Raw genomic sequence first — 21,550 nt, 5'->3', positions numbered from 1 at the left:
TACGTGGGCTGAGCGTGGGTCAGAGCGTCGGCGGATCCACCTGGACCCGCACCGGGTCGAGCTTGCGCGCCGACCGCACCCGCTGCAGCTCCCCGAGCGCCTCGGTGAGCCTCACCCCGAGGGATCGCGGCACGCGTACGACCGCGCGCAGCCGTGCATCTCCGGTGGAAGTGGGCTCGGCGGGGGCCGGGCCCAGCACCTCGGCGCCTGGCGGCAGCGCCAGCAGGGTGAGCGCGTCGTCGAGCGCGCCGGGCGTGCCGGTGATGGTGGCCAGCCGCGATGCCGGAGGCAGGTGGGCCTCCTGCCGTGCGGACGCCTCCCGCTGGGCGAACCCGGGCTGATCCCACCGCACCAGGGCCTGCAGCACCGGCAGCGCGGGGTCTCCAACCACCAGCACCCGGCCTCCGGGCCGCACCAGCCCGGCGGCGTTGCTCCAACGTCGCAAGGCCTCCTCGTCCGTACGCAGGTCGGGCCGCCCGAGCAGCAGCCAGGTGTCGAGCAACAACACCGCGGTGTAACCCCCTTCGGCGACCGGCTCGGCGCCGATGGTCGCGACGACGATCGCCGGCGTGCCCGGCACCGTCTGTCTCACCGCGCCTGCCGAGGAGGTCACCACCCGCACACCGGCGAAGGAGCGTCCCATCTCCTCGGCCGTACGCGCCTCGCCGATGATCGGCGCCCGCAGCCCGAACCCGCCGCACGCTCCGCACGCCCACGCCGTCTCGACGTGACCGCACCAGCCGCACGTCGGCGGCGCGGCCGGTCCGCCGAGCTGCAGCGGCCCTTGGCAGGCAGGGCACCTGGCCGGCGTACGGCAGCGGTCGCAGGCCAGCGAAGCCGCATATCCCCGCCGGGGCGTCTGCAGCAGGACGGGTCCGGTGGCGAGAGCCGCGCGGATGATCTCGTGGGCCTCGCGAGGCACCCGGGAGGCCCTGGTGAGCGGGTCCTTCTCGAGGTCGAAGTCGGTGTCGCCGGTGATCTCGATGCTCACCCGCTGCCTGGCCAAGGCGCGCGACGGCCGGATCTCCTGCGCCCAGCCCGTCTCGGACAGGAACCCGGCCTCCACTGTCCTGGCGAAGCCACCGACGAGCGCGGCCGCCTGCTCCTGCTCGGCCCGCAGCAGCAACACGTCCCGTGCGTGAGGATAGGGCGAACGCTGCTCGGCGAGCAGGTCGTCGCCGTCGTCCCAGACCACCACCAGTCCGAGGTGGCGCACCGGCGCGAAGGCGGCCGCACGGGTGCCGATCGCCACCTTCACCGCGCCTCGGGCGACCCGCAGGAACTCCCGGTAGCGCGACGCGGGTCCGGCGTCGGCTGCCAGCACGGCATGCTGTCCCTCCCCCAGCACCTTCGTCATCGCGACGTCGAGTCGGGCGAGATCCTTCCAGTCCGGCACGACGACCAGGGCGCCGCGCCCGGAGGCCAGCGTCGCCGCGGTGGCGTGTGCGATCAGGTCGGCGTGGTCAGTGCCGGCCGCGGCGTGCCAGACCGCACGCGGCGCACCGCCGGAGGCGAGGTGTCGTAAGAACGCGGTCGCCGGCTCATGACCGGCCCAGGCCGCTGCCGCGGCAGCGGCGTCGAAGGGCGGCGCGGCCGGGACGGCCGCTGAGGGTTCTTTCTCGGTCGACGCGTGTCGGGGCGGGATGGCCAGCCGGAGCACGTCTGCACGGGCGCCCGCGTAGCGCCGCGCGACCGAGTCGCTCAGCGCGGCCACCTGCGGGGTGAGCACCACCTCGGAGCTGACCACCCGCTTGAGCGGCTGCAGGTTCGCGACCTCGGAGGCCTCCGCACGCGCCACGACGAACCCGTCGACGTCCTTCGGCCCGAACCGCACCTTCACCCGCACCCCCGGCCGCGCCTCCTCGGCCATCGAGGCCGGGACGGCGTAGTCGAACGGTTTGTCCAGGTGGGCCATCGGCAGGTCGACCAGGACCTTGGCGACCGGATCGACCTCGGCGATCAACGCCTCCGCGGCCTTCCGTGCCCGCGTCGCCGCGGCCTTCGCCCGCCCCTCCTTCACCCGGTCGCGAACCAGCCCGGGCAGCTCCAGCTCGGCTGCCCCGGCTGCCTCCTGCGGTTCCCGGCTCACAACCGCCATTTCTACCAGCCCGCGCCGACATCCAAGCCTTGCCCGGCGCTTGCGCCGGGCAAACGCGAGGAGATCGAGCGAGCGCAGCGGGTGAGCTTGCGAACCGGCGAAGCGGGTCGAGATCAATATGGGCGCCAGCTTTTCCTGACCAAAAACCACGCCGAGTCGGCGCGTCAGAACGCGCCGACTCGGCAAATTGGGTGGTGCGGTGGATCAGGCGCCGGCAGCAGCCTTGAGGGCATCGGCGCGGTCGGTGCGCTCCCAGGTGAACTCGGGCAGCTCACGACCGAAGTGACCGTACGCAGCGGTCTTGGCGTAGATCGGGCGGAGCAGGTCGAGGTCACGCAGGATCGCAGCCGGGCGGAGGTCGAAGACTTCCAGGACTGCCTTCTGGATGTTGGCCTCGGGCACCGTGTGGGTGCCGAAGGTCTCCACGAAGACACCGACGGGCTGGGCCTTGCCGATGGCGTAGGCGACCTGGACCTCGGCGCGACGCGCCAGACCCGCGGCGACGATGTTCTTGGCCACCCAGCGCATCGCGTACGCAGCCGACCGGTCGACCTTCGACGGGTCCTTGCCGGAGAAGGCACCGCCGCCGTGGCGGGCCATGCCGCCGTAGGTGTCGACGATGATCTTGCGACCGGTCAGACCGGCGTCACCCATCGGGCCGCCGACCACGAAGCGGCCGGTCGGGTTGATGTGGAGCTTGTAGCCGTCGAACGGGACCGAGGCCTTGAACTGCTCGAGCACCGGCTCGATGACGTACTTCTTGACGTCGGCGTGCAGCTGCTCCTGGGTGGTCTCCTCGGAGTGCTGGGTCGAGAGGACGACGGTGTCCACACGCACCGCGCGGCCCTCGTCGTCGTACTCGATGGTGACCTGGGTCTTGCCGTCAGGGCGCAGGTAGTCCAGCGTGCCGTCCTTGCGGACCGCGGTCAGCCTTTCGGCCAGCGTCTGCGCCATCTTGATGGGCAGCGGGAACAGCTCGGGCGTGTCGTCGCACGCGTAGCCGAACATCAGGCCCTGGTCGCCGGCTCCCTGCAGGTCGAGCTCGTCGACCGAGCTGTCGAGCCGGTGCTCCTCGGCGGTGTCGACACCCTGGGCGATGTCCTGGCTCTGGGCGCCGATGGCGACCTGGACACCGCAGGAGTGACCGTCGAAACCCTTGAGGGAGGAGTCGTAGCCGATGTCGAGGATCTTCTGACGTACGAGCTGGGCGACCGGCGCGTAGGCGTCGGTGGTCACCTCGCCGGCCACGACGACCAGGCCGGTGGTGAGCAGGGTCTCGACGGCCACCCGGCTCTTGGGGTCGTGCTCGAGCAGGTAGTCGAGCACCGTGTCGCTGATCTGGTCGGCGATCTTGTCCGGGTGCCCCTCGGTCACCGACTCCGACGTGAAGAGACGTCCGGTCACGTGTAGCTCCGTTTCACAGGTTCGTGTGGGTGTTCAGGAAAGAAAACGTCAGTCGTTCTGGTCGACAAACATAGACCCCGAACCCCAGGACCGTTGGGCTGGTCCTCATCGTGGCGCGTGGCGTGTCGTCAGTTTGTACGTTGTTCATCCAGGCGTAAGGCTCGGTGGGCGATAGGGCGCCGTCGCGAGCGGTTTTCCAGCGTGTGCCCGGCAAGGCAGAGGAGGGAGGCGGCCCGGTGTTGGCCGTCGACTGACGATAACGCCGCCGGGTGCGCGCTGGGAAGCCGCGCAGCAGGCGGCCTATCGCTCACCGAGCCTTGTGACGATCTGGTCCCAGATCACCTCGGCAAGGGCGGACTTGGCCCCTTCCTGCACGTCGACGTGGCCGCCGTCGGCCCCCAGGATGACCGCCTTGTTGACCCCGCTGCCGAAGACGGCGCCACCGCTGACGTCGTTGACGACGAGCAGGTCGCAGCCCTTCCGCTTCAGCTTGGCGGCAGCCAGGTCGAGCACCGAGCCGGTCTCGTCACCGGTCTCGGCGGCGAAACCCACCACGACCTGGCCGGGCTTGGTCCGATGGTGGGAGATCTCGGCCAGGATGTCCGGGTTCTGGATCAGCTCGATGGTCGGCGCCGACCCGTCGGCGGCCTTCTTGATCTTCGCCTCGCTCACCCCCGTCGGGCGGAAGTCGGCCGGAGCGGCGGCCATGACCACCGCGTCCGCACCGGCAGCCGCGGAGACCACGGCGTCGCGCAGCTCGGCGGTGGTGCCGACACGTACGACCTTGAGGCCGGCCGGGTCGGGCAGGGTCACGTTGGCGGCGACCAGGGTCACCTCGGCCCCGCGGGCGGCCGCGGCACGGGCGATCGCGTAGCCCTGGAGCCCGGACGAACGGTTGCCGAGGAAGCGGACCGGGTCCAGATACTCCCGGGTGCCGCCGGCCGAGACCACGACGTGACGACCGACGAGGTCCGCCCGGCCGCCATGGGTGAGCACGGCGCGGGAGAGCTCGAAGATCTCGGCCGGCTCCGGAAGCCGGCCCTTGCCGGTGTCCTTGCCGGTCAGCCGGCCCTCGGCGGGCTCGATGACGATGTTGCCGCGCTCGCGCAGCGTGGCGACGTTGGCCTGGGTGGCGGGATGCTCCCACATCTCGGTGTGCATCGCCGGAGCGAACACGACCGGGCAGCGCGCGGTGAGCAGTACGTTGCTGAGCAGGTCGTCCGCGAGGCCGTGGGCCGCGCGGGCGAGCGTGTTGGCGGTCGCGGGCGCGACCACGACGAGGTCGGCCTGCTGCCCGATGCGTACGTGCGGGACCTCGGTGATGTTCTCGAAGACGCCGGTGGCGATCTCCTTGCCCGACAGTGCCGCCCAGGTGGGGGCACCGACGAACTCGAGGGCGGAGGCCGTGGGGACCACGGTCACGTCATGGCCGGACTCGGTGAACCGGCGCAGCAGCTCGGCCGCCTTGTAGGCGGCGATGCCGCCCGCGACCCCTAAGACCACTTTCGGCCGCCGCTCGTCGAGAGCGGCGGCCGGGGTGGTGCTGTTGGTGGACAGCGGAAGACCTGAGATCAGGCGTCGGCGGCAGGCGCTTCGGCGGCAGCTGCCTGAGCAGCGGCAGCCTGGGCGGCCAGCTCGGCCGGGTCGATGTCCTCGCAGGTCAGCAGGTCCTCGTTGATCTCGCGCAGCGCGATCGAGAGGGGCTTCTCCTGGACGTGGGTGTCGACGAGGGGGCCGACGTACTCCAGCAGGCCCTCCCCGAGCTGCGAGTAGTAGGCGTTGATCTGGCGAGCCCGCTGGGCGCTGTAGAGAACCAGCTTGTACTTGCTGTCGGTCTTCGTCAGCAGGTCGTCGATCGAGGGGTTGGTCACGCCCTGGGCGTCGATCTGAGGGGCAGCCACGTGAGCCTCACTTGTCGGCTTGGTCGGATTTCTTGCTCGGAACCCCGAGCGTCATCAAGGTTACCAACTCATCGGCTGCCTGATGAACTTCGTGGTTGACGATGGTGACGTCGAACTCCTTCTCCGCCGCCAGCTCGACCTGTGCGGTCTGCAGGCGACGCTCGCGTTCGGCCTCGGTCTCGGTGCCGCGACCGACCAGGCGCCGGACGAGCTCGTCCCAGCTCGGCGGAGCCAGGAACACGAAGATGGCCTCGGGCATGGTCTCGCGCACGAGCCGGGCGCCCTGCAGGTCGATCTCCAGCATCGCCGGGCGACCCTCGGCCAGCGCCTTGTCGACGGGACCACGCGGAGTGCCATAGCGCGCCATGTTGTGGACCGTGGCCCACTCCAGAAGCTCGCCGCCGGCGATCATCGCGTCGAACTCCTCGTCCGAGACGAACAGGTAGTGCACCCCGTGGACCTCGCCCTCGCGAGGCTTCCGGGTCGTCGCTGAGACGGACAAGAAGACCTCGGGGTGGCCGTCACGGACCGCCGCTGAGACGGTGCCCTTGCCGACCGCGGTCGGACCGGCCAGGACGACCAGTCGGTTCTCCTGGCTCTCGCCCGCTCCAGCCGTGGTCTTCTCGTCCGTCATCAGACTCATCGCCGAGCGAACTCCTCGACCAACGCGGCCACCTGCTTCGGGCCGAGGCCCTGCACACGGCGGCTCATCGCGATGCCGAGACGCTCCATCATCTGGGTCGCCCGCACCTCGCCGAGGCCGGGGTGGGAGGTGAGCAGGTCGATGACCTTCATCTTGCCGACGACCTCGTTCTTCTTCCCCTCCTCGATGACCTCGGCGACGGACATGCCGCCAGTGCGGACCTTGTTCTTGACAGCAGCCCGTTCCTGGCGCGACGCCGCGGCTTTCGCGAGCGCGGCAGCGCGCTGTTCAGGGGTGATGTCCGGAGGCAGAGCCACGAAGACTCCCTTTCACGTTCAAGTGTGTACTCGACAGGGCAACCGGGTCGCGCGGTACAGGGATCGTGCCCCCGGCTGAGCGCTGAAATAAGCGCTCGCGCCAATCTAGCCATTCCGTTGCCGCAGCGGCAATCGGGGTCGCCTAACTGGCGTCCATCAGATGGCCAACTGGTTCACAGCGTCAGCGACGTGTGGCAGACGTCTCGCGCCTGCTGCTGGACGCGTACGGATGCCTCCTGGGTCTTCGTGCTGCTCACCTGCGTGGCGGCGTCGGCGACCTTCTTCGCCTCGGCCTCGGAGATCCCCTCCGGCGGCTCACCGTTCTCGAAGTCGTCGGCGCTGACACCGGCCTCGTCCAGGGCGTCGCTGAGCCCGGAGATCGCCGTGTTGAGCGTCTTCCAGTCCTTCTTGATGTCGTCGGGAGCGTTGCGCTCGAGGTCCTCGAAGATCGGCAGGGCGGCGATCAGCCCACCCGTGTCGCCCTCCCCCAGCGTGTTCGTCAGCTCCTCCTGGTGCCCCTTCAAGGACTCGCAGTAGCCGTCGATCGGGTCGCCGCACGAGCTCAGCGTCATGGCGAGCATCGAGACGACGAAAAGCTGGACGCCCATCCGAAGACTGGTCATCGGTCCAGTCTGCCAGCCTCCCGCGACGGGTCGCGAACTGGATACGACGGGACGTTCTTGTCGGTTACCAGCCGGTAGACCGACACGAACGTCCCGTCGTATCTCGACCGTCAGCCGAGCTCGTCGCGCAGACGGAGGGCCTCGTCGCGCAGGGCGGCCACGTCCGGGCCCTTGCGGAGCAGGCCGCGGCTGGTGCTGGCTACGACGTTGGCGTTGGCGGCGCCGAAGATGCGGGCGAGATCGGCCGGGGTGCCGCCCTGCTCGCCGAAGCCTGGCGCCAGGATGGGGCCGTTGAACCCGAAGTCGTACGCCACGCCGGCGCCGTCCGCACCGTGCTCGCTGCGCTCGCTTACTCCCTCGCTCGGCGCGGACGGACGAGCAAGCTCGCCGCCCGACCTCGCTCCGGTCGTCTCGATCGTCGCACCGACGACCGCGCCGAAGGAGCCCAGGGGCGTCTCGGCCTCGTTCAGGCGGCGCAGGTGGTCGAGCATGACCTGGCCGACGCTGCGGCCGTCCTCGACCGTCGCGTGCTGCACCTCGGGGCCCTCCTTGTTGGAGGTCAGGGCGAGCACGAACAGCCCGGCGTCGAACTTCGTGGCCGTCTCGACGAACGGCATCAGCGAGCCGAAGCCGAGATAGGGGCTCACCGTCACCGCGTCGGAGCCCAGCGGGCTCGCGGGATCGAGATAGGCATCCGCGTACGCCTGGCTGGTCGAACCGATGTCGCCGCGCTTGATGTCGAGGAGCACCAGCGCCCCGGCGGCCTTCGACTCCGCGATGACCCGCTCCAGCACCGCGACACCACGCGAGCCGAAACGCTCGTAGAACGCGCTCTGCGGCTTGACCACGGGCACGTAGGGCGCCAGGCCCTCGACCGCGGTCAGCGCGAACCTCTCCAGGCCGGCGAGGTCGTCGTTCAGGCCCCAGTCGAGGAGCAGCGAGGCGTGCGGGTCGATCCCGGCGCAGAGCCTCCCCCGCTCGGCGAGGGCGGTGGCGTAGCGGGCACCAAAGGTCATCGAGCCGCCCCGTTCGCGATCCGGCGGGCGTAGCCGGGCCCTTCGTAGATGAACCCGGTGTAGCCCTGGAGCAGGTCCGCACCTGCCGCGAGGCGCTCGCGGGCGTCCTCGACGGTGGCGATGCCACCGACACCGATGAGCGTCATCTCGGGGCTGACCCGGCTGCGGAGCAGCCGCAGGACATCGAGCGCGCGCGCCTTGAGCGGAGCACCGGAGAGACCGCCGGCGCCTGCCGCGGTGATCTCGGCGGGCGTCGAGGCGAGGTGCTCGCGGCCGATGGTGGTGTTGGTCGCGATGATCCCGTCCAGGCCGATCGCGCCGGCCAGGTCGGCGACCTCGACGACGTCGGAGTCGGCCAGGTCGGGAGCGATCTTGACCAGCAGCGGGACCCGGTGCTTGGTGACCTGGTCGGCGATGGAGCGGACGTGCTCCAGCAGCGGCTGCAGCTTCTCGACCGACTGCAGGCTGCGCAGGCCGGGCGTGTTGGGCGAGGAGACGTTGACCACCAGGTAGTCGGCGTACGGGGCCAGCAGCCGCGCCGACTTGGCGTAGTCGGCCTCGACGGCCGCCTGGTCGTCCTCCGGCACGAGCTTCGTCTTGCCGATGTTGATGCCGAGGACCGGCCCGCCCGTGGCGGTGCCACGCCGCTCCAGCCGGCTCGCCAGCCGGGCAGCGACCGCCTCGGCACCGTCGTTGTTGAAGCCCATCCGGTTGATCACGGCGCGGTCGGCGGGCAGCCGGAACAGGCGCGGCGCGGGGTTGCCCGGCTGCCCCTCCCCGGTGACCGTGCCGATCTCGACGTGCCCGAAGCCGAGCCCGCCCAGCGCGTCGATCCCGACCGCATTCTTGTCGAAGCCCGCGGCCAGCCCGATCACGTTCGGGAAGGTGAGCCCCATCGTGTGCACCGGGGATCCGGGCGTACGTGTCCTGGACAGCGCCGGCCCGGCGGCCCGGATCGCGGCGAAAGCCTGCTGGTGGGCACGCTCCGGATCCGTCTTCGTCAGTACCTTGTCGAACAGGGTCCGGTATGGCTTCACTTCGACGACACCCCACCGTCGTGGTGGCCGACGACGTCGCGCCACTCCTGCAGGCTGCGTACGTCGATCTCACCGCGCCGCAGCGCCTCGATGCCCTGCACCGCGGCGCCGAGCCCCTGGACCGTGGTGATGCAGGCGATGTTGGCCATCACCGCGGCGGTGCGGATCTCGTAGCCGTCCATCCGGGCGGACTTGGCGTTGGAGGTGCCGTTGGGCGTGTTGATGACCAGGTCGACCTCGCCGTCGAGGATCCGCTGCACGGTGGTCTTCTCACCATCGGGACCGGTGCCCTCGGAGTGCTTGCGCATCAGCCGCGAGGGGACGCCGTTGCGGCGCAGCACCTCGGCGGTGCCCTCGGTCGCGAAGATCTCGAAGCCGTGGTCGGCGAGCACCTTGATCGGGAAGATCATGGTGCGCTTGTCGCGGTTGGCCATCGAGACGAAGATCCGGCCCTGGGTCGGCAGCGGGCCGAAGGCGCCGGCCTGGCTCTTGGCGAAGGCGCGGCCGAAGTCGGAGTCGAGCCCCATGACCTCACCGGTCGACTTCATCTCCGGGCCGAGCACGGTGTCGACCTGCTGACCCTCCGGGGTGCGGAACCGGTTGAATGGCATGACCGCTTCCTTGACCGCGATCGGCTGGTTGGGCGGCAGCGCCCCGCCATCGCCGGTCTTCGGGAGTACGCCGGCAGCGCGGAGCTCCTCGATGGACTCACCCAGCATGACCCGTGCGGCGGCCTTGGCCAGCGGCGTCGCGGTCGCCTTGGAGACGAACGGGACGGTGCGGGAGGCGCGCGGGTTGGCCTCGATGACGTAGAGCACGTCGGAGCCGAGGGCGTACTGGATGTTGAGCAGACCGCGTACGCCGACGCCTTCGGCGATCGCCAGGGTGGCCACGCGGATGCGCTCGACCTCGGCTGCACCGAGGGTGATCGGCGGCAGCGCGCAGGAGGAGTCACCGGAGTGGATCCCGGCCTCCTCGATGTGCTCCATGACGCCACCCAGGAACAGCTCGGTGCCGTCGTAGAGGGCGTCGACGTCGATCTCGACGGCGTCGTCGACGAACTTGTCGACCATCACCGGCTTGTCCGGGGTGACCTCGGTCGCGGCCTCGATGTAGGAGCGCAGCGCCTCGTCGTCGTAGACGATCTGCATGCCGCGCCCGCCGAGGACGTAGGAGGGACGCACCAGGACCGGGTAGCCGATCTCGGCGGCGATCTCGCGGGCCTCGTTGAACGTGGTGGCCATGCCGTGCTTCGGCGCGACCAGGCCGGCCTTGTGGAGCACCCGGCCGAAGGCACCGCGCTCCTCGGCGAGGTGGATGGCCTCGGGGCTGGTGCCGACGATCGGCACGCCGTTGTCCTTGAGCGCCTGCGCGAGACCCAGCGGGGTCTGGCCGCCGAGCTGGCAGATGACCCCGACCACCGGTCCGGCCTGCTGCTCGGCGTGGACGATCTCGAGCACGTCCTCCAGGGTGAGCGGCTCGAAGTAGAGCCGGTCGGAGGTGTCGTAGTCGGTGCTCACCGTCTCCGGGTTGCAGTTGACCATGACGGTCTCGTAGCCCGCCTCGCTCAGCGCGAGGGAGGCGTGCACGCAGGAGTAGTCGAACTCGATCCCCTGCCCGATCCGGTTGGGTCCGGAGCCGAGGATGATCACGGCCTCCTTCTCCCGGCGCGCGACCTCGGTCTCCTCGTCGTAGGAGGAGTAGTGGTACGGCGTCCGCGCCTCGAACTCGGCCGCACAGGTGTCGACGGTCTTGTAGACCGGGCGGATCCCCAGGGCGTGCCGGACCCCGCGCACGACGTCCGCGGTCATGCCGCGCATCTTGCCGAGCTGGTAGTCGGAGAAGCCGTGGCGCTTGGCGTAGCGGAGCACGTCGGCGGTCAGCTCGGGCGCCGCGATGATCTCCTGGGCGATCTCGTTGATCAGGTAGAGCTGGTCGACGAACCAGGGGTCGATCTTGGTCGACTCGAAGATCTCCTCCGGCGTCGCACCGGAGCGGATCGCATCCATGACCCGCTTGAGCCGGCCGTCGGTCGGGGTCTTGATCTCCTCCAGCAGCGCGGGCTTGTCGAGCTCGACGACCTCCTGGGTCCAGTCGAAGACCGCATCGGGCTTCTCCAGGCTTCGCAGCGCCTTCTGGAGGGCCTCGGTGAAGTTGCGGCCGATCGCCATCGCCTCGCCCACGCTCTTCATGTGGGTGGTCAGGGTCGTGTCGGCGCCCGGGAACTTCTCGAAGGCGAAGCGCGGGACCTTGACGACGACATAGTCGAGGGTCGGCTCGAACGACGCCGCGGTCGAGCCGTTCGGCCCGGCGGTGATGTCGTTCTCGATCTCGTCGAGGGTGTAGCCGATCGCGACCTTCGCGGCGATCTTGGCGATCGGGTAGCCGGTCGCCTTGGAGGCCAGCGCCGAGGACCGCGAGACGCGGGGGTTCATCTCGATGACGATGATCCGGCCGTCGGCCGGGTTGACGGCGTACTGGATGTTGCAGCCGCCGGTATCCACGCCGACGGCGCGGATGATGCCGATCGCCAGGTCGCGCAGCTTCTGGTACTCGCGGTCGGTCAGCGTCAACGCCGGGGCGACGGTGATCGAGTCGCCGGTGTGCACGCCCATCGGGTCGAGGTTCTCGATCGAGCAGACGATGACCGAGTTGTCCTTGCGGTCGCGCATGACCTCGAGCTCGTACTCCTTCCAGCCGAGGATGGACTCCTCCAGGAGCACCTCGGTGGTGGGGCTGGCCGCGAGGCCGGCGCCGCCCAGACGCCGCAGCTCGGTCTCGTTGTAGGCGAACCCTGAGCCGGAGCCACCCATGGTGAAGCTCGGCCGGATGACCACGGGGTAGCCGAGCTCCTCGGCGCCCGCGAGCAGGTCGTCGATGCTGTGGCAGATGACCGACTTGGCGCTCTCGCCGCCGAGCTCGGCGACGATCTTCTTGAACTCCTCGCGGTTCTCACCGCGCTGGATGGCGTCGATGCTCGCGCCGATCAGCTCGACGTCGTACTTCTCCAGGATCCCGCGCTCGTCCAGCGCCACCGCGCAGTTGAGCGCGGTCTGGCCGCCGAGGGTGGCCAGGAGCGCGTCGGGGCGCTCCTTGGCGATGACCTTCTCGACGAACTCAGGGGTGATCGGCTCGACGTAGGTCGCGTCGGCGAACTCCGGGTCGGTCATGATCGTGGCCGGGTTGGAGTTGACCAGGACGACCCGGATCCCCTCCTCGCGCAGCACGCGGCAGGCCTGGGTGCCGGAGTAGTCGAACTCGCAGGCTTGGCCGATGACGATCGGCCCGGAGCCGATCACGAGCACGGACTTGATGTCCTCGCGCTTGGGCATCGCTCAGACCTCCTTCGCCATGAGAGAGATGAACCGGTCGAAGAGGTAGGCGGCATCGTGCGGGCCGGCCGCTGCCTCCGGGTGGTACTGGACGGAGAAGCCCTTGAGCTTCCCGGTCTCGGCGTCCTTGAGCTCGAGGCCCTCGACGCAGTCGTCGTTGAGGTTGACGTGGGAGACGGTCGCGATGCCGTACGGCGTCGTGGTCTCCTCGTCGATCGGCGCGTCGACGGCGAAGCCGTGGTTGTGGGCGGTCACCTCAACCTTGCGCGTGGTGAGGTCCATGACCGGCTGGTTGATCCCGCGGTGACCGTACTTCAGCTTGTACGTCCCGAAGCCGAGCGCGCGGCCGAAGAGCTGGTTGCCGAAGCAGATGCCGAAGTAGGGGATGTTCTCGGCCAGCGCTGCTTGGAGCAGCTCCACCTGGCCGGTGGTCGCGGCCGGGTCGCCGGGGCCGTTGGAATAGAAGAGCCCGTCGGGGTTGACGGCCTTCACGTCCTCGAGCGTCGCCGTCGCCGGGAGGACGTGGACCTCGATGCCGCGCTCGGCCATCCGCTGCGGGGTCATCTCCTTGATGCCGAGGTCGAGGGCCGCGACGGTGAAGCGCTTCTCGCCCTCCGCGGGGACGACGTACGCCTCGGCGGTGCTGACCGCGTCCGAGAGGTTCGCGCCGCTCATCTCGGCGGAGGCGAGCACCTTCTTCAGCAGGACCTCGGGGTCGGTGTCGATCGTCGAGATCCCGACGCGCATCGCCCCGCGCTCACGCAGGTGGCGGGTCAGGGCTCGGGTGTCGATGCCCGCGATGCCCACGACGGAATGGTCGCGCAGGTCGTCGTCGAGGGTGCGCTGGGCGCGCCAGTTGGAGGGCACCCGGGCTGGGTCGCGTACGACGTATCCGGCCACCCAGATCCGACGCGACTCGGGGTCCTCGTCGTTCACGCCGGTGTTGCCGACGTGGGGCGCGGTCATCACGACCACCTGCTGGTGGTAGCTCGGGTCGGTCAGCGTCTCCTGGTAACCGGTCATGCCGGTGGAGAAGACCGCCTCGCCGAAGGTCTCCCCTTCGGCTCCGAACGACTCACCCCGGAACGTTCGACCATCCTCGAGTACGAGGAGTGCTTCTTTGTGGGCATGCAGCGGCACGCCGTACCTCCTTCTCCGCCTCACAGGACGGTGCTTAAAGGATGTCGGTCAACTTGCTCGTGACAGTATCAAGCAGATGCCGGTTGACGGCAGTTGGCGTCCGCCGCGTACGCCAGCAGTGTGACGTACGCGGCAGTCGACCCAGTCCGGTCAGGCTCAGTTGTGCGAGTGGGGCGGGACGCGCCCGCCCTCGGACGGCTGCACGATGACGAAGCCGGCGCCGTGGAAGGCGACCTGGAACGCCTCGCCGCTGCCGCGGCCGATGAGCGCACCGGCGGTCATCGACTTCTGCAGGGTGGTCTGGAGACCGAGCGACCAGCCGACCACTGCGTCGGTGTCGGCGAAGGTGGGTGCCTCGGCGGCGTTGAGGACGACCGGGTCTCCCTGGGTGGTCACCGCTACCCAGCCGGTGCCGCGGAGCGTGGTGTTGAAGAGACCACCGGTGAGCATGCCCGCGCCCTGCACGCGCTCGATGTTCCACTGCAGGCTGCCGGAGAAGGCGAGCACGTGGTCACCGTTGATCGAGATGCCGGAGTTGTTCAGCCGGAGGATGTGGACCTCGTTGGCCGAGTCGGCCAGGAAGACGTCTCCCTGCCCCTCGACGCCCATCAGGCTCAGGCCCTCGCCGGTGACGGCGCGCTTGAGGAACTTGCCCATGCCCCCGCTCTGGTACTTGAACTGCACGTTGCCCTGGTAGGCGACCATCGCGCCCTGGCGTGCCTGGAACGGCTCTCCGACGCGTACGCGCAGGAGCCGCTTGTTCTGCAGCACCGCGCCCTCGCCTTGGACCTCGGCGAAGCGACCGTCGATCAGGTCACCCGAGATCCCCGCGAACGGGTCGCCCGCGGGCTGCTGGGCCTGGGCGGCCTGCTGCCCGTACTGGGACGCCGCAGCCTGCGCCGGCTGAGCCTGAGCGCTGTCAGCGTAGGCGGCCTGGGCGTTTTCGCCGTACGCGGCCTGAGCGGCCTGCGCCTGCGCCGAACCGACCTGTGTCGGGGCCTCCTGCTCGACGGAAGCCTGAGGTGGCGTCAGCGGCGCCGTCGACTGCTGCCCGCCTGTGGACACGTGCTCGGTCCACTGGCTCCCGTCGTAGTAGCGAAGCTCGGCCTGACCGGTCGGGTCCGGGTACCACGCTGCGTCCGTCATCTCCACCCTCTGAAACTTCGGCCGACCCATCTCAGTCGGCTCCGGTCCATACTGGCATGTGGCCGATATCCCGCTCACCGGTGTTCCACACACCTCGCCCTGTCCTGTGACCGTGGCGACGAGGTTCGGGGCGGCCGACGCCCACTATCCACCCTCCGGAGGCGGCCACGCCGCGCTCGTGGTGAGCGGTGAACCGGAGTTCGGAGCGATCGACGAGCGGGCGACGGCCTGGCTCGAGGAGGTGGCCGAATACGTCCCGGGCGACTCGTCGATCGACTTGCCTGCGCCGTGCCTACCGGGCGCAGCGACGAGCAGATGATCTAATCGAGCCAACTCAGGCGATCACTCCGAAGTACCGGGCCAGCCAGGTCTGCGAGAAGGGGCCGCCAGTCGCGAGGGTAAGTAATAGCGCCACAGGCGCCTCCAGGAGCGGCGAACGTACCGCCTGCAATCGCAGGCGGTGATTCGCACACCTCCAAGGAGAACGCTATGTCGGACTCAGTCTCCCTGCCCGACGGGTACGCCACGTGGCTAGACGACCTCAAGACGCACATCCGCAGTGCGCAGCAACAAGCGTCGGTCGCGCTCAACGCCGCGATGATTCGGCTCTACTGGGATATTGGCCACGAGATCGTGGTCAAGCAGGAAGCCGAGGGCTGGGGTAGCAAGATCGTTGAACGTCTCGCTGGCGATCTTCGTCGAGCCTTTCCCGGGATGACCGGGCTCTCACGCGCAAATCTGATGTACATGCGCTCCTTCGCAAGGGCATGGCCACGTGAGGCGATTGTCCAATGGCCGTTGGACAATCTGTCCTGGGGTCACAACATCGAGCTGTTCAGCAAGCTGAAGAGCGCCGATGAGCGCCTGGCCTACGCCGCGAAGGCGGTCGAACACGGCTGGTCCAGGGCCGTGCTGGTCCATCACATCAGTCTCCGGACCCTCGAGCGCTCAGGTCGGGCGATCAGCAACTTCGAACGCACGCTTCCGGCCGAGACCTCCGATCTCGCTCGAGAGATCGTCAAGGACCCCTACAACTTCGAGTTCCTCGGGGTCGGCCATGAGGTGCGCGAGCGGGTCATCGAACAGGCACTCGTCGACCACGTCACCGAGTTCTTGGTCGAGCTCGGTGTCGGATTCGCCTACGTCGGGCGTCAGGTGTTGCTCGAGGTCGGCGGCGAGGACTTCTTCATCGACCTGCTCTTCTATCACTTGAAGTTGCGCTGCTATGTCGTCATCGAGCTCAAGGCCGGGAAGTTCAGGCCCGAGCACCTGGGCCAGCTCAACTTCTATCTGGCGGCGGTAGACGGGGAAATGGCGCACGCCGACGATGCCCCGACGATCGGCATCCTGTTGTGCCAGAGCCGCAATCAGGTCGTCGCCGAATACTCCCTGCGCGGTTCGACACAACCTCTTGGCGTGGCTGAGTATCAGCTGCAGGCCAGCCTGCCGAGCGTCGAGCGGCTCCAGCAGGAGCTGAGCGGTCCCGAGTGAGCCTCAGGCGCCGAGGGTCTTCAGCTTGTCGAGCATCCGGCCCATGTGGGGATCGAACAGTGCCGGATCTGCGGCGCGGATCTCGGATGGCGTCCACCAGCGCACACCTGCGTACTCCCGCTCGTCGGGCTCCAACGGGTCACGGTGGTCGTGGGCGAGGACGAACCAGAGGCTGACGTCGGTGTGCGCGTCCGGGCGGTCGGTCCGGGTCGTCGTCACGGTGATGAACAACGGGCGTGGTCCGAGGTCGGGGTGGAATCGCGCTTCCACACCCAGCTCCTCGACGCACTCGCGACGCACGGTGTCGGCTGGGTTCTCGCCTGGCTCGACGTGACCGCCTGACGGCAACCACAGGCCCGACTTGAGGTGATCTCCCAGCAGGATGTGACCGCTGACCGGGTCGACCAGCAGGAAGTAGGAAACCAGATGCTTGGCCGGCTCGGTCGGAGCGGTGGTGCGACGGAACACGTCGCCGGTCACGCACAACCACGCCGACGCGTCGGCGATGTGGCTGCTCTCCGCGTCGTCCACCGGCTCGATCGAGTCCACCATGATCGTGATGTCGGTCAGCAGTCGGTCCTCCGGGCTCATGCTCGTGCACCCTAGAGGGCGACCACCGACATCTCGCCGCGAGTCCGCCCGCCGCGGAGTGACCTCTGGCCGTCGAGAACGTTCATCATGGGGTTACGTCATGCTCTGAGCCTCTCGGGAAGGTGGCGCGCCGGTGAGCAGCGAGTCCAGCAGTCCAGTCGGATGTCTGAAGGTCCTCGGACTCTTCAGCGTCGGGTTGATAGTCCTGTTCGGCGGGTTCTTCCTAGTCGTCGTCATGCTGTTCAGGAACGCACCTGACCAGAGTCACATCACGACCTACGGCGAGGTGACCATCCACGACGCGGTCGAACGCGGTCGCGGTTACCAGGTCTCCTACAGCTACCCCGCAGAAGGCCAGGTGTGGTTGGGCAACGTCCAGCTGGACCGAGTCCACTGGCGGCCCGGAAACACCATCTCGGTCAGGTTCGATCCCGACAATCCGGCGGATCACTGTGCGAACACCTCATGCACGGAGGCAACGCCCGTAGGGAGCACACGATGACAGGAGGCGTCCGTGGACCGATCGCACTCGGGGTCTCGCTCGCAGTGTTCCTGTTCGCGGCGATGATCACCGTCGGCGTGTTCTTCGGGCAACGCCAGGCAGACGACAAGGACGGCCTCACCGCTGAGACCAGGGCGGAGGTCATCGAGGCCGTCCAGGACAGCCACGACTCCCCCGCCAGGGAGGACCTGGACACCGACGAGGGCTTCAAGGTCATCTACCGGTACGAGCTGGACGGGCATACCTACTTCGATTCGGAGTGGATCAACGACCACTACTGGGCCCCGAACGACGCCCTCGGCATCTGCTTCGACGAAAGCGACCCCGCACGACATGCTCCATTTGTCGGCCCGACCTCCCCGTGCGGTACCGATCAGATCGTGCGGAAGACCCGCGCGGCGTCAAACGTGGCACCTGCGGTCGAGAACGTTCGTTGAGTGCGACACGTTGTGACGGTTGTCGCAGGTCATTGCGTTGCACGGTGGGCACCGCTAGCGTTTCGATGTTTCATCCAGATTTCCGTGCGGGGGTACGCCATGACCGAGACGTCGATCAGCATCGATGAGGAGCTGTTGGCCGAGGCGAGGAAGATCGCCGGGACGACGACCAACCAGGCTGCAATCGACCACGCGCTGCGTGATCTCGTCGAGCGTGAGGCCGCCGCGGTTGCCTTCGACCGCATCGTCGAGCGCGAGCTGGGTGACACGAAGGTCACGCTGGAGTTCTGAGCTCACCGAGCGCATCCAACGGGATCGGCCAGAACTCCTGATCGGTCGCGAGGTGGATGACGTCGACCGGCACCGCAGCCACAGCACACGCGCCGTAGAGCTCGGCGGCGTTCTTCCGGTCCGACCGGCTCGGTGGACCGCCGCCCGTCCGGCACAGCAGGAGCTCGACTCGCTCGAAGCCCAGGTCATCGATCAGTTCGTGCAGCATCGCGGCCAGGTTGGCAGCGCCGTCGTCGCCGATCTCCGTCGGCATCGCCTCGATCTGACACAGCTGTGGGAACGGGACACCGTCGGCACCGACGAACATCAACCACAGGCGTGGCTCCGGCCAGCCGAGCGGGTTGATCAGGTGCCGCCAGGCGGCCTCGACGTCGGCCTGGGTGCGGAGGACTGGAGCGTACGGAATCTTGTCGGTCATGGGTCCACCGCACCACGGCCCGCCGGCGAGGACAACGACGATCTCTTCGCCTGTGGATAACTCTGCTCATCCACAGGCCTTCGTCCGCAACTGGCCCGTCAGGGTTCGAGCCGGTGCTCCGGACCCGACCAGCGCCGCCGCAGCCAGCGGTCGTGAGAAGCGACGACGATCGTGCCCGGCGTGACCCCGATCGCCTCCTCCAGCTCGCCCGCCAGGGTGAGCGAGATGTGGTTCGTGGGCTCGTCGAGGAGCAGCAGGTCGGGGCCGGTGGCGATGGCGATCGCCAGGTCGAGCCGGCGCCGCTGGCCGACGCTGAGCGCACCTACAGGCCGGTTGAGGTCGCGCGGGTGGACCAGGCCCAGGTCACGTAGCGGGACCTGGGTCGCCAGCGCCTCCCCCACCGACTCCAGGTAGACATCGGCGACCTTGCGGCGCAGATCCCCGAACCGCGGGTCCTGGGTGAGCTCCTCGACGTGTCTGGCGCTGACCTGGACCTCCCCCGAGGTCGGTTTCACGCGCCCGGAGATCACCCCGAGCAGTGTCGACTTGCCGCTGCCGTTGGGCCCGGTGACCAGCAGGTGCTCCCCCGCCATGACGTCGAGGACCGGCAGGCTGACCCGCTCCTCGACCACCAGGTCGCGTACGACGACCATCCGCCCGCTCGCGCCCGCAGCCGACAGCGCAGCGTTGAGTCGCAGCGGCGGCGGTGGCTTGCGCACCTGGGCCTCCTGGGCCTCCTCCAGCCGCCGGTTGGCGTCCTTCTTGCGTCGGGCGACGGTGCGCTCGACGTTGCTGCCCTTGAACTTGTAGATGAACTTGTCGTTGTCGGTCGGACCGCGGTTGTGGGCGATCGCGTCGTTGCCGATCTTGGTCGCCGCGCGGAGACGCTTGAGCTCGTCCTGCTGCTCTGCGTACGTCTGCTCCCACCGCTCGCGCGCGGCCTGCCGGGCCTCCTCGTAAGCGCTCCACCCGCCTCCGAAGAGCCGACCGCCTGCACCGTCGGTGCCGAAGGCTGTCGGGTCCAGGTCGAAGAGACCGGTGGCGACCTCGTCGAGGAAGACACGGTCGTGGGAGGCCATCAGCACGACGCCGGGGAGGTCACGCAGGAACTCCCCCAGCACCGCGACCGCCTCGTCGTCGAGGTGGTTGGTCGGCTCGTCGAGCAGCAGCGCGTCCGGGCGGCGGGTGATCGCTGTCGCGAGCGCCAGCCTGGTGCGCTGACCGCCCGAGAGCGTGCTGATCGGACGTTCACGGTCCAGGCCGCTGAGCCCGAGGCGCTCGGCGGCCAGGATGGCCCGCCGGTCGGCGTCCCACGCGTCGTGGGCCACCGCAAAGTCGAGCGCGCTCGCGTACGTCTCGGCGACCTCGGGGTCGTCGAGACGGTCAGCGAGCGTCTCGACCGTGGCGACGGCCTCCCGGAGCGGGCGCAGGGTGGTGGCCAGTACGTCCTCGATGCTCGCCGCATCGCGGAACGGCGGCTCCTGCGGCAGCCAGACGAGGTCGTCGGGCGCCTCGAGCGTGCCTGTGCGTTGGGCGGTGCGCGGCAGCCGGTGTGCGATAGCGCGGAGCAACGTGGACTTGCCGGCGCCGTTCTCCCCCACGAGCGCGATCCGTTCCCCCGGGGAGACGGTGAGGTCTATCCCGGAGAGCACCGAACCGCTGCGGAAGGAGACGGAGAGATCACGGACGACGATCGGTCCGGAGACGATGGAAGATGACATGCGAGCGCTGGCCTTCGGGTTCGAGGACGACCCGCCGGGCATGTGCCTCGGGCGCGGGTCGGAGGTCAGCGCGAGATCTTCATGATGGGACCAAGCCTACGCGGTCGGCGAGGGCTCCGTCCAACGGGTTATCGCACGGACCCCGGTGGTCTCGACAGGCTCGACCAGCTCAGCCGCGCAGGATCTTCTCCATCGCCTTGCCCTTGGCCAGCTCGTCGACCAGCTTGTCGAGATAGCGAACCTGACGCATCACCGGGTCCTCGATCTCCTGCACCCGCACGCCACAGACCACTCCGGTGATCAGCTCGGCAGCCGGGTTGAGATCAGCGGCGGCGAAGAACTCCTCGAAGCTCGTCCCCGCCTCGATGTGCTTCGCGATCGCGTCGTCGTCGAAACCGGTCAGCCAGGTGATCACCTGGCGCAGCTCGGCCGTGGTGCGGCCCTTCTTCTCCACCTTCGTCACGTAGTGCGGGTAGACGGAGCCGAAGGGCATCTTGTAGACGCGCTCGAGGTTATCCACGTTGCCGAGCCTAACCCGGTCGCTCCGCGACGAGCTGGTACATACCGGCGATGCGTGCGAACGGCTCCTGGTCGCACAGCTCGCGCTCCAGCTCGAGCAGGCGGTCGAAGTAGGCGGGGTCGTTCTTGGCGTCGTTGTCGACGAGGAGGTCGTTGGCGATCCTGGTGCCGAACCGGCCGGTCAGGCGAAGTCCCGCGTCGGCGAGCTCGGCCTCGAGGTCGGGCATCGGGACCTTGCGTACGTCGTGGGCGAAGGTCACCGCATGCTTCGTGTCCGCGTGCAGCTCGATGAGCGCAGCCTCGGGACCGCCGGTGACCAGCTGCCGCAGCACCATGCTCGCCGGGTTGGGAACCATCACCGAGAGCCGGCCGCCGGGGCGGACGGCGGCCGCCAAGCGGCGTACGTCTGAGGCGTCGGCGGGGCGGTAATGGAGCACGAAGTGGCACAGCACCAGGTCCCACTCACCCTCGGGCAGGTCCTCGACTCCACCGACGAGCGTGGTCAGCGCAGCCCCCGCCTCCGCTGCCCGACGCTTCGCCTCGGCCAGCCAGGACTCCGACGGATCGACGATCGTGACCTCATGACCGGCCAGCGCCAGCGGCAGCGCGTCCATCCCGTCGCCGCCTCCGACGTCCAGGACCCGCAGACTCTCCCCCAGCTCGGCGCACTGGCGCCGCAGGACCTCTTCAACCACCGTGTAGCGGATCCGGGCCCACGGGGTCTCGGTGTAGGCGCGCCACTGCGCGAGCTTCTCGGAGAAGACGTCGGTCATGGCGGTGGAGCCTAGCCGCCCTCTCCGGGTCGACTCGAGTCCCGCGCCCAGGCGTTGCCCCCGCGGTTGCTCACCGAGGTATCTCGGCCGGCCGCCACTTCTTGCGTGGAGTCCCACGAAGGAAGTAGGCGCTCACCGAGTTACCTCGGT

22 protein-coding genes are annotated in these 21,550 nt (G+C 68.9%); 5 read left to right on the top strand and 17 right to left on the bottom strand.

Translation table 11 applies throughout. The annotated features are described in order from the left end of the window. Positions 1-19: 19 nt before the first annotated feature. The 12 genes from IEY84_RS17015 to IEY84_RS16960 all read right to left on the bottom strand — a co-directional run bounded on the left by IEY84_RS17015 (position 20) and on the right by IEY84_RS16960 (position 14,657). Positions 20-2,089 carry a primosomal protein N' gene (locus tag IEY84_RS17015; protein WP_229788756.1) on the bottom strand — a complete coding sequence of 690 codons (2,070 nt, stop codon included), beginning with the start codon at positions 2,087-2,089 and terminating at the stop codon, positions 20-22. A 213-nt stretch (positions 2,090-2,302) separates the two neighbouring features. Then, positions 2,303-3,502, bottom strand: coding sequence for a methionine adenosyltransferase (metK, locus tag IEY84_RS17010; RefSeq protein WP_183550529.1), 1,200 nt, complete (start codon positions 3,500-3,502; stop codon positions 2,303-2,305). Positions 3,503-3,802: 300 nt separating this feature from the next. After that, the gene (gene coaBC / locus IEY84_RS17005; protein WP_183550531.1) at positions 3,803-5,005 is read right to left on the bottom strand and encodes a bifunctional phosphopantothenoylcysteine decarboxylase/phosphopantothenate--cysteine ligase CoaBC; all 1,203 of its coding nucleotides are present in this window, start codon (positions 5,003-5,005) and stop codon (positions 3,803-3,805) included. A 68-nt stretch (positions 5,006-5,073) separates the two neighbouring features. Further along, positions 5,074-5,403: a DNA-directed RNA polymerase subunit omega gene (gene rpoZ, locus IEY84_RS17000; protein WP_183550534.1), complete on the bottom strand. Its 330-nt coding sequence runs from the start codon at positions 5,401-5,403 to the stop codon at positions 5,074-5,076. 7 nt (positions 5,404-5,410) lie between these two features. Further along, positions 5,411-6,046 carry a guanylate kinase gene (gene gmk / locus IEY84_RS16995; protein ID WP_183550537.1) on the bottom strand — a complete coding sequence of 212 codons (636 nt, stop codon included), beginning with the start codon at positions 6,044-6,046 and terminating at the stop codon, positions 5,411-5,413. Further along, positions 6,043-6,363 carry an integration host factor, actinobacterial type gene (gene mihF / locus IEY84_RS16990; RefSeq protein WP_179658180.1) on the bottom strand — a complete coding sequence of 107 codons (321 nt, stop codon included), beginning with the start codon at positions 6,361-6,363 and terminating at the stop codon, positions 6,043-6,045. The genes gmk and mihF overlap by 4 nt, the downstream gene beginning before the upstream one ends. A 173-nt stretch (positions 6,364-6,536) precedes the next feature. Further along, positions 6,537-6,986 (bottom strand): hypothetical protein, encoded by a 450-nt coding sequence (locus IEY84_RS16985; RefSeq protein WP_183550540.1) that lies wholly within the window; start codon positions 6,984-6,986, stop codon positions 6,537-6,539. A gap of 110 nt (positions 6,987-7,096) precedes the next feature. Beyond that, positions 7,097-8,002 (bottom strand): orotidine-5'-phosphate decarboxylase, encoded by a 906-nt coding sequence (gene pyrF, locus IEY84_RS16980; RefSeq protein ID WP_183550543.1) that lies wholly within the window; start codon positions 8,000-8,002, stop codon positions 7,097-7,099. After that, positions 7,999-9,039, bottom strand: coding sequence for a quinone-dependent dihydroorotate dehydrogenase (locus IEY84_RS16975; protein ID WP_183550545.1), 1,041 nt, complete (start codon positions 9,037-9,039; stop codon positions 7,999-8,001). Before IEY84_RS16975 ends, pyrF begins: the two co-directional genes overlap by 4 nt. Continuing rightward, positions 9,036-12,371 (bottom strand): carbamoyl-phosphate synthase large subunit, encoded by a 3,336-nt coding sequence (carB, locus tag IEY84_RS16970; protein ID WP_183550547.1) that lies wholly within the window; start codon positions 12,369-12,371, stop codon positions 9,036-9,038. The genes IEY84_RS16975 and carB overlap by 4 nt, the downstream gene beginning before the upstream one ends. A 3-nt stretch (positions 12,372-12,374) precedes the next feature. Further along, on the bottom strand, positions 12,375-13,511 hold the full coding sequence (gene carA, locus IEY84_RS16965; protein WP_183550549.1) for a glutamine-hydrolyzing carbamoyl-phosphate synthase small subunit: 1,137 nt from the start codon (positions 13,509-13,511) through the stop codon (positions 12,375-12,377). 156 nt (positions 13,512-13,667) lie between these two features. Beyond that, positions 13,668-14,657 (bottom strand): AIM24 family protein, encoded by a 990-nt coding sequence (locus IEY84_RS16960; protein ID WP_183550551.1) that lies wholly within the window; start codon positions 14,655-14,657, stop codon positions 13,668-13,670. Between the two features lie 112 nt (positions 14,658-14,769). Between IEY84_RS16960 and IEY84_RS16955 the strand changes: the two genes are divergently transcribed. Next, positions 14,770-14,976: a hypothetical protein gene (locus IEY84_RS16955; RefSeq protein ID WP_183550553.1), complete on the top strand. Its 207-nt coding sequence runs from the start codon at positions 14,770-14,772 to the stop codon at positions 14,974-14,976. Between the two features lie 170 nt (positions 14,977-15,146). After that, a complete protein-coding gene (locus IEY84_RS16950) occupies positions 15,147-16,148 on the top strand; it encodes a PDDEXK nuclease domain-containing protein (protein ID WP_183550555.1) in 1,002 nt (333 codons plus the stop codon). Positions 16,149-16,151: 3 nt separating this feature from the next. Here the strand turns inward: IEY84_RS16950 and IEY84_RS16945 are convergent, their stop codons facing one another. Then, positions 16,152-16,739 (bottom strand): NUDIX hydrolase, encoded by a 588-nt coding sequence (locus IEY84_RS16945; protein ID WP_221209215.1) that lies wholly within the window; start codon positions 16,737-16,739, stop codon positions 16,152-16,154. Between the two features lie 133 nt (positions 16,740-16,872). On the opposite strand from IEY84_RS16945, the gene IEY84_RS16940 reads away from it, so the two are divergent. The 3 genes from IEY84_RS16940 (at position 16,873) to IEY84_RS16930 (ending at position 17,969) form a co-directional block, all read left to right on the top strand. Continuing rightward, on the top strand, positions 16,873-17,241 hold the full coding sequence (locus IEY84_RS16940) for a DUF3592 domain-containing protein (protein ID WP_183550558.1): 369 nt from the start codon (positions 16,873-16,875) through the stop codon (positions 17,239-17,241). Next, positions 17,238-17,678 (top strand): hypothetical protein, encoded by a 441-nt coding sequence (locus IEY84_RS16935; RefSeq protein ID WP_183550561.1) that lies wholly within the window; start codon positions 17,238-17,240, stop codon positions 17,676-17,678. Before IEY84_RS16940 ends, IEY84_RS16935 begins: the two co-directional genes overlap by 4 nt. Positions 17,679-17,777: 99 nt before the next feature. After that, positions 17,778-17,969, top strand: coding sequence for a type II toxin-antitoxin system VapB family antitoxin (locus IEY84_RS16930; RefSeq protein WP_183550564.1), 192 nt, complete (start codon positions 17,778-17,780; stop codon positions 17,967-17,969). On the opposite strand, the gene IEY84_RS16925 is transcribed toward IEY84_RS16930, so the two are convergent. From IEY84_RS16925 to IEY84_RS16910, 4 genes are all read right to left on the bottom strand, one after another. Beyond that, entirely contained in the window at positions 17,953-18,387 is a 435-nt protein-coding gene (locus IEY84_RS16925; protein WP_183550567.1) for a hypothetical protein, read from the bottom strand. The two genes, IEY84_RS16930 and IEY84_RS16925, sit on opposite strands and share 17 nt — an antisense overlap. 98 nt (positions 18,388-18,485) lie before the next feature. Beyond that, positions 18,486-20,108 (bottom strand): ABC-F family ATP-binding cassette domain-containing protein, encoded by a 1,623-nt coding sequence (locus IEY84_RS16920; RefSeq protein ID WP_183550570.1) that lies wholly within the window; start codon positions 20,106-20,108, stop codon positions 18,486-18,488. A gap of 169 nt (positions 20,109-20,277) precedes the next feature. Beyond that, on the bottom strand, positions 20,278-20,628 hold the full coding sequence (locus IEY84_RS16915; protein WP_229788754.1) for a DUF2200 domain-containing protein: 351 nt from the start codon (positions 20,626-20,628) through the stop codon (positions 20,278-20,280). Between the two features lie 10 nt (positions 20,629-20,638). Further along, positions 20,639-21,400: a methyltransferase domain-containing protein gene (locus tag IEY84_RS16910; protein WP_183550572.1), complete on the bottom strand. Its 762-nt coding sequence runs from the start codon at positions 21,398-21,400 to the stop codon at positions 20,639-20,641. Positions 21,401-21,550: the final 150 nt, after the last annotated feature.

The sequence above is a fragment of the Nocardioides albus genome, assembly GCF_014648255.1.
GTDB lineage: Bacteria > Actinomycetota > Actinomycetes > Propionibacteriales > Nocardioidaceae > Nocardioides > Nocardioides albus.
The sequence above is the reverse complement of the archived record's forward strand: the minus strand, read 5'-3'. Positions and strand labels throughout refer to the sequence as shown.

Bases quoted from the DNA above. Each gene is read 5' to 3' on its own strand.
- gmk (WP_183550537.1), bottom strand. From the start codon at position 6,046: ATGAGTCTGATGACGGACGAGAAGACCACGGCTGGAGCGGGCGAGAGC.
- IEY84_RS16985 (WP_183550540.1), bottom strand. From the start codon at position 6,986: ATGACCAGTCTTCGGATGGGCGTCCAGCTTTTCGTCGTCTCGATGCTC.
- pyrF (WP_183550543.1), bottom strand. From the start codon at position 8,002: ATGACCTTTGGTGCCCGCTACGCCACCGCCCTCGCCGAGCGGGGGAGG.
- carB (WP_183550547.1), bottom strand. From the start codon at position 12,371: ATGCCCAAGCGCGAGGACATCAAGTCCGTGCTCGTGATCGGCTCCGGG.
- IEY84_RS16960 (WP_183550551.1), bottom strand. From the start codon at position 14,657: ATGACGGACGCAGCGTGGTACCCGGACCCGACCGGTCAGGCCGAGCTT.
- IEY84_RS16950 (WP_183550555.1), top strand. From the start codon at position 15,147: ATGTCGGACTCAGTCTCCCTGCCCGACGGGTACGCCACGTGGCTAGAC.
- IEY84_RS16945 (WP_221209215.1), bottom strand. From the start codon at position 16,739: ATGAGCCCGGAGGACCGACTGCTGACCGACATCACGATCATGGTGGAC.
- IEY84_RS16935 (WP_183550561.1), top strand. From the start codon at position 17,238: ATGACAGGAGGCGTCCGTGGACCGATCGCACTCGGGGTCTCGCTCGCA.
- IEY84_RS16930 (WP_183550564.1), top strand. From the start codon at position 17,778: ATGACCGAGACGTCGATCAGCATCGATGAGGAGCTGTTGGCCGAGGCG.
- IEY84_RS16925 (WP_183550567.1), bottom strand. From the start codon at position 18,387: ATGACCGACAAGATTCCGTACGCTCCAGTCCTCCGCACCCAGGCCGAC.
- IEY84_RS16920 (WP_183550570.1), bottom strand. From the start codon at position 20,108: ATGTCATCTTCCATCGTCTCCGGACCGATCGTCGTCCGTGATCTCTCC.
- IEY84_RS16910 (WP_183550572.1), bottom strand. From the start codon at position 21,400: ATGACCGACGTCTTCTCCGAGAAGCTCGCGCAGTGGCGCGCCTACACC.